This window comes from Sphingomonas sp. CCH21-G11 (assembly GCF_001555965.1).
In the GTDB taxonomy this organism is placed as follows: Bacteria; Pseudomonadota; Alphaproteobacteria; order Sphingomonadales; family Sphingomonadaceae; genus Sphingomonas.
The window spans coordinates 52,058-58,612 of sequence record NZ_LSHX01000040.1; the positions used below are offsets into that span (position 1 = coordinate 52,058).

The 6,555-nt window shown below is 68.9% G+C and carries 8 protein-coding genes; 1 reads left to right on the top strand and 7 read right to left on the bottom strand.

What is annotated here, in order from left to right; genetic code table 11:
• Positions 1-3: 3 nt before the first annotated feature.
• A complete protein-coding gene (gene queC, locus AX676_RS11775) occupies positions 4-690 on the bottom strand; it encodes a 7-cyano-7-deazaguanine synthase QueC (RefSeq protein WP_066481093.1) in 687 nt (228 codons plus the stop codon).
• 134 nt (positions 691-824) lie between these two features.
• Between queC and AX676_RS11780 the strand changes: the two genes are divergently transcribed.
• The gene (locus AX676_RS11780) at positions 825-1,226 is read left to right on the top strand and encodes a PilZ domain-containing protein (RefSeq protein WP_066481094.1); all 402 of its coding nucleotides are present in this window, start codon (positions 825-827) and stop codon (positions 1,224-1,226) included.
• On the opposite strand, the gene AX676_RS11785 is transcribed toward AX676_RS11780, so the two are convergent.
• The 6 genes from AX676_RS11785 to infB all read right to left on the bottom strand — a co-directional run.
• Positions 1,217-1,969, bottom strand: coding sequence for a DUF1223 domain-containing protein (locus AX676_RS11785; RefSeq protein ID WP_066773265.1), 753 nt, complete (start codon positions 1,967-1,969; stop codon positions 1,217-1,219). The two genes, AX676_RS11780 and AX676_RS11785, sit on opposite strands and share 10 nt — an antisense overlap.
• A gap of 83 nt (positions 1,970-2,052) precedes the next feature.
• Positions 2,053-2,688 (bottom strand): DUF1109 domain-containing protein, encoded by a 636-nt coding sequence (locus tag AX676_RS11790; RefSeq protein WP_066481100.1) that lies wholly within the window; start codon positions 2,686-2,688, stop codon positions 2,053-2,055.
• Position 2,689: 1 nt separating this feature from the next.
• Positions 2,690-3,214: a sigma-70 family RNA polymerase sigma factor gene (locus AX676_RS11795; protein WP_066481101.1), complete on the bottom strand. Its 525-nt coding sequence runs from the start codon at positions 3,212-3,214 to the stop codon at positions 2,690-2,692.
• A gap of 98 nt (positions 3,215-3,312) precedes the next feature.
• On the bottom strand, positions 3,313-3,891 hold the full coding sequence (locus AX676_RS11800) for a thymidine kinase (RefSeq protein WP_066481102.1): 579 nt from the start codon (positions 3,889-3,891) through the stop codon (positions 3,313-3,315).
• 18 nt (positions 3,892-3,909) lie between these two features.
• Complete coding sequence (gene rbfA / locus AX676_RS11805) at positions 3,910-4,305, bottom strand: 30S ribosome-binding factor RbfA (protein ID WP_066481103.1); 396 nt, start codon at positions 4,303-4,305, stop codon at positions 3,910-3,912.
• A 115-nt stretch (positions 4,306-4,420) separates the two neighbouring features.
• Positions 4,421-6,555: translation initiation factor IF-2 (gene infB, locus AX676_RS11810; protein WP_066544393.1), on the bottom strand; the 2,135-nt coding region annotated here is incomplete at its 5' end.

The following is a 6,555-nucleotide window of genomic DNA, read 5'->3' on the forward strand; positions in this document are numbered from 1 at the left end:
CGGTCAGGGCCGGACGACATAGTCGGTGGGATCGGGCAGCCCGGCGTCGGCAAAGCCCTTGGCCCGCAGGCGGCAGCTGTCGCAGCGGCCGCAATGCCGCCCGCCCGGCGCGGGATCGTAGCAGGACCAGCTGATCCCGGCGTCGAGGCCGAGCCGGTCGGCTTCGCGCACGATATCGGCCTTGGTCATGTGCTGGAGCGGCGCGTGGATGGTGAAGGGTTGCCCCTCGACCCCGGCGCGCGTCGCCAGTTCGGCCAGCCGCGCGAACCCGGCGATGAATTCGGGACGGCAATCGGGATAGCCCGAATAATCGAGCGCATTGACCCCGATGAACAAATCGCGCGCGCCCGCGGCCTCCGCCCAGCCCAGCGCGAGCGACAGGAAGATGGTGTTGCGCGCGGGCACATAGGTGACCGGAATGCCCGGGCCGACGCCCGCCTTGGGCACGTCGATCGCATCGGTCAGCGCCGAACCGCCGAACTGGCGCAGGTCAAGCGGCAGGATGACGTGGCGTTCGGCACCGAGCAGCATCGCGACCCGGCGCGCGGCGGCCAGTTCGACCTGGTGGCGCTGATTATAGTCGATCGACAGCGCGAACAGGCGATAGCCGCCCTCCCGCGCGAGCGCGGCGGCAACCATCGAGTCGAGCCCGCCCGAGACGAGGACGACGGCAATCGGAGCTTGGGTCATGCGCGCAGCCGCTACGCCGAACCGGGCGCGACCGCAATGCGCGGCGTGCCCGCGCACTGATTACGCGAATTGCGCAGTCGACGGGCGACGCGGCGTCGCGGACTTGTTCACCGCCACGGGCGAAAAGGCGCGACATGAACCGCCCCTTCTCCCTGCGCGACCTCGCCCCGCCCGGCCCCCCGTCCTGGCACGAACGCCGGCTCGACAAACGCCACCGCATCCGCGTGACCGGGGGCATCCGGCCGGTGCGCGGCCGCATGATCCCGGTCGAGGTCACCGACCTGTCGGCGACGGGATGCCGCATCGACACCGACCTGTTCCGGCCGGGCGAGATGGTCTGGATCGCGGTGCCGCCGCTGGCGCCGATGATGGCGTGGATCCAGTGGCGGCGCGGCGGACAGGCCGGGTTGCGCTTTGAACGTGCACTGCACCGGTCGGTCCTGGCGCACCTGGTCCAGCGGCATCGTCCACCGGGCGGGAGCCGCGACGACCGGCTCCGTCCGGTGCCGGCACCCGTGGCCACCGGTCAGAGGTAGCGCGCGGCCAGGATGGGGCCGGTGGTACCTTCGCGCACGACGAGCGCATAACGGTCGGCGCCGCGCACGGCGCGCTGTTCGGGCATGATCGTGATCCGCTGCTCGCCGCCCTTCCACCGCGCCAGCTCGCGCTCGCCGGTGAAGACGTTGCTGTAGCGGATCTTGCGCCCGCCATTTTCGCCGTTGGCGATGTTGACGTCGACCTGGCGGCGCAGCGCGACCAGGGTAACGCGTGCCTCGCGGGCCGGCTTGCCGTTGATCGTGACCTGGGTCGGGCCATTGCCCGCGCGCTGGATCGCAATCGCGGGCTGCGGCTGCTTCGATGCCTCGATGATCATCTGCTTGATCTTGTCGCCCCGCCCGCCGACGACGCCGCTGCGGCCCTGGACAACCGATTGCGGGGTGTAGACCCCGGCACCGGGGATCTTGCGGCCGGCATAGGCGCGCTGGAGATTGGTATTCTCCTCACGCGCGAGCGTGTCCTTCCAGCCCAGCCGATCCCAATAGGTCACGGGCCGGGTGATCGCGACGACCGACGGGTCCGCCGCCAGGATCGCCTGAACATGATCGGCCGGCGGACAGGACGAGCAGCCCTGGCTGGTGAACAGCTCGACCGCGACCGGCATCGCGGGGTTGCCGGCCGGGGGGGCCGGCGGCGTCGACGCCGCGGGCTGGGTGGCCCAGGCGATCGCGCCGGCGGCAACCAGGGTGAGCGATCCGACGATCTTCTTCATGTGCGTCATATGCGTGCATTCCCATGATGCGGCCCGGCGCATGCCGGGCAGGATGCCCCCGGTTCGGCACCGGGGGGCAAATGGTTACGCGCTCACCAGCGCAACAGCCGCGGCCCGACCAGCCGGCCGATACCCGCGCTGACCGCCACCGCGAGCGTGTACCAGATCGCCGCGAAATGGACCGAATTGCTGGGGCAGTGCAGGTTGTAGGCAAAGGTGCCGAGCGCGCCCGCCGCCAGCCCGACGAGCCAGCCGGCGCGCGCGGCATCGGTCACCGCGCCGCGCCGCAGCCAGGCGATCAGCCCGCCACCGATCAACAGCGCGCTCGCCAGGCTGACCGCGAAACAGACGATCACGTCCGGCCCGGCGATCTCGTTCACCGGCATCGTACCGGTGCGCAGCATCGTCGTCGCGCTGGCAAGCGGCAGCAGCGCGCCCGCCAGCAGCGTCCAGCGCCAGCCGTCGCGGCGTCCGCCGATTTCCGGCCGGGCGCTTCCCACCACCGTTGCCATCGCGGCAAGGCCGATCAGCAGCAGCAGGCCGGAACGGACCAGTACAAGCTCCGCAGGCTGGAGCATCACGATGTCATAGCGCAGCCCGGTGACCAGCGCGGTCGCGACGATCGCGGCCAGCGTGCCGCCCAGGGTGACGATCATTCCCACGCGCGGCGACGTGCGCCGCACGGGGCGCAGGTCCGCGACAAGATCGTCGATGGTACGCTCAGTCATCCTATTCACTCTCGATATGTCGGGCGAGCTTCTTCAGCCCGCGATGGATGTTGACCTTGACCAGCGAGGGCGACTGCCGGCTGGCGGCCGATGCCTCCGCGATCGAAAGCCCTTCGATCTTGACCAGCCGGATCGCTTCCGCCTGGGCGGCGGGCAGATGCGCGAGCAGCCGGTCGATGCTGATCCGTGCGACCGAATCGGATTCAAACCCGTCAAAGCCGATATCGCCGACCATTTCCTGTTCACCCGCGCGATAGACGCGGCGCAGCTGATCCACCCAGCGGTAGCGCGCGATCGCGGCCAGCCACGGCAGATAGGGCCGCGCGGGATCATAGGTGGCGCGCTTGGCATGGATCGAGATCAGCGTTTCCTGGATCAGGTCGTCGACCTGTCCGGGCGCGATCCGCCGGTCGAAATAGCGTTTGAGCCACAGACGGCTGGCATCGAGCACCGCGCGATACGCCGCCGCATCGCCCGCCTGCGCGCGCGCCATCAATTGTCCCAGCGCCTGTTCGCCCGCCTTCATGCCCGTTTCCGCACAGCTAACGACGAGGGTTCGCCGCGGCGCCCGCCACGGTTACACGCGTTGCGCGCAATGTCTTTGCCAAAAGCGGGCGAAACGGGTCAGCCCGCCAGCGCCTCGACAAAGTGGCGGCGGCACAGCGCGACATAGCGTTCATTGCCGCCGATTTCGGTCTGTGCGCCCTCGCGGACCGCGTCGCCCGCATCGTCGACGCGCAGGTTCATCGTCGCCTTCGCCCCGCAGCGACACACCGATTTCAGCTCGATCAGCGCGTCGGCAATCGCCAGCAGCCGCGCCGCCCCGGGAAACAGGTCGCCCCTGAAATCGGTGCGCAGGCCATAGCAGAGCACGGGGATGCGAAGCACGTCGCAGACCCGCGCCAGCTGCGCCACCTGGGCCGGGGTGAGGAACTGCGCCTCGTCGGCCAGCACGCAGTGAACGGGTCCGTCGGCGCATGCGCGCTCGACCGCCACGAACAGGTCGCTGTCGGCGGCAAAGGCGCGGGCGGGGCGCGACAGGCCGATGCGCGACGCGATCGTCCCCTCACCCGACCGGGCGTCGATCGCGCTGGTGAACAGCAGCGTGTTCATCCCGCGCTCGCGATAGTTGAAATCCGCCTGGAGCAGCGTGGTCGATTTGCCCGCATTCATGCTGGCATAATAGAAATAGAGCTTGGCCATCCCCCCGCGCCGCCCCGCTCAGTCGGTGCTTTCGTCGAGGTCGCGCGCGATCTCGGGCTTGCGCAGCAGCGTGTCGATGTGCGTGGCTTCGTCGAAGCTTTCGTCCGCCAGGAATTTCAGCCGGGCGGCATATTTCAGGTTCACGCGGCGTGCGACTTCGCCCTGCAGATAGGCGGTGTTGGTGCGCAGCGCCTTGAGCACCGCATCCTCGTCCTTGCCGAGCAGCGGCTTCACGAACACGGTGGCATGCCGCAGGTCGGGCGACATGCGGACTTCGGTGATCGACACCGAATGGCTGGCCAGCGTGTCGTCATGGACGTCACCGCGCATCAGCACGTCGGACAGCGCATGGCGCACCTGTTCCCCCACGCGCAGCAGCCGGACGGATCGGGTTTCGGGGGTTTCGTTTCGCATAAATCCTTTTCCCTCTCCCCTGCGGGGAGGGGGCCGGGGAGAGGGGCAGTCGCAACGACCGCCGCTCATGGTCCCCTCTCCCAACCCTCTCCCCGCGGGGGAGAGGGCTAGCGTGTCACAAAGTCCGTTCGCGCATCTCGACTTCGAAGGTTTCCAGGAAGTCGCCCGGCTTGATGTCGGTGAAGTTCTGGCTGAACGTCACGCCGCATTCCAGGCCGGCGCGCACTTCGGGAACATCGTCCTTGAAGCGCCGCAGCGAAGCGATTTCGCCCTGATAGATGATGACGTCCTCGCGCGTGATGCGGGCCTTGAGCGCCTTGCGGATCGCACCCTCGACGACGAGCAGGCCCGCGGCCTTGCCATGCTTGCCCGCCGAGAAGACCTCGCGGATTTCGGCGCGGCCGACCACCGTCTCGAACGCTTCGGGGCCGAGCTCGCCTGCCATGCCGGCGCGGATTTCGTCGGTCAGGTCATAGATGACGTCGTAATATTTCAGCGCCACCTTCTGCCGCTCCGCGATCTCGCGCGCCTTGGCGTTGGGACGGACGTTGAAGCCGATGATCGGCGCGCCCGATGCGCCCGCCAGCGTGACGTCGCTCTCGGTGATCCCGCCGACGCCCGAATGCAGGATGCGCACCCGGATTTCCTCGGTCGAGATCTTGTTGAGCGAATTGACGATCGCCTCGACCGTGCCCTGGGTGTCGGCCTTGACCACCAGCGGATATTCGATCGCCTGCTTGGCCTTGAGCGCGCTGAACATCGTTTCCAGGCTGGCCGGGGCCTGGGTCGTGCGCTTCTGCTGGATCACGCCCTGGCGATAGGCGGCGACCTCGCGGGCGCGCGCCTCGTTCTCGACCACCTGCAACGGATCGCCCGCCATCGGCACGCCCGACAAACCGAGCACCTCGACCGGCATCGACGGACCGGCTTCCTTGACCTGACGGCCCTTGTCGTCGAGCAGCGCGCGGACCTTGCCGCTTTCCGCCCCGACGACGAAGACGTCGCCGACCTTGAGCGTCCCGCGGCTGACCAGCACGGTCGCGACGGGACCGCGGCCCTTGTCGAGCTTGGCCTCGACCACCGTGCCCTCGGCCGCGCGATCGGGATTGGCGCGCAGTTCGAGCAGCTCGGCCTGAAGCTGGATCTTCTCGATCAGCTCGTCGAGCCCGGTCTTCTTGAGTGCGGACACCTCGACGTCCTGGACGTCGCCCGACATCTCCTCGACCACCACCTCGTGCTCGAGCAGACGTTCGCGGATCTTCTGCGGATTGGCCTCGTGCTTGTCGACCTTGTTGATCGCGACGATCATCGGCACGCCGGCGGCCTTGGTATGGTTGATCGCCTCGATCGTCTGCGGCATCAGCCCGTCGTCGGCGGCGACCACCAGCACGACGATGTCGGTGACATTGGCCCCGCGCGCGCGCATTTCGGTGAACGCCTCGTGACCCGGCGTGTCGAGGAAGGTGACCTTCGACTTGTCCTTCAGCGTCACCTGATAGGCGCCGATATGCTGGGTGATGCCGCCGGCTTCGCCCTGCACGACATCGGTGCCGCGCAGCGCGTCGAGCAGGCTGGTCTTGCCGTGATCGACATGGCCCATGATCGTGACCACGGGCGGACGCGGCAGCAACGATTCCGCCGAATCCTCGGTCGTGTCGACGGCAAGGTCGATGTCCGATTCGCTGACGCGCTGGATGTTGTGGCCGAATTCGGTGACGAGCAGCTCGGCGGTGTCCTGGTCGATCGTCTGGTTGACGGTGACGGGCATGCCCATCTTGAACAGCGCCTTGACCAGGTCGGCGCCCTTTTCGGCCATGCGGTTGGCGAGTTCCTGGACGGTGATCGCCTCCGGCACCACGACATCGCGGACCTGCTTTTCGCGCGGCTGGCCGCTGCCGCCCATATGGGCGCGCTTTTCCTTCTCGCGCGCACGCTTGAGCGCGGCGAGGCTGCGCGCGCGCGCGCCGTCATTGTCGCCGAGCGCGCGGGTGACGGTCAGCTTGCCCGACTGGCGGCGATCGTCCCCCTTGCGGTCGCGCGAGGGACGCGCGGGCGGCTCGGGCCGCTTGGGCGCGGACGAGGGCGGCGCGGCACGCGACGGCGCGGCCGTCGAGGCGGCGGCCGGCTGCGACTGGGGCTGCGGCGCGGGACGCGGAATCTCCGGACGCTGCACCGGGGTGAAGCGGCGCGGCGCGGGCAGATTGGGGTCGAGCGTCAGCTCGCGCGGGGCGGCGGGGGCCGGCGCGGGAT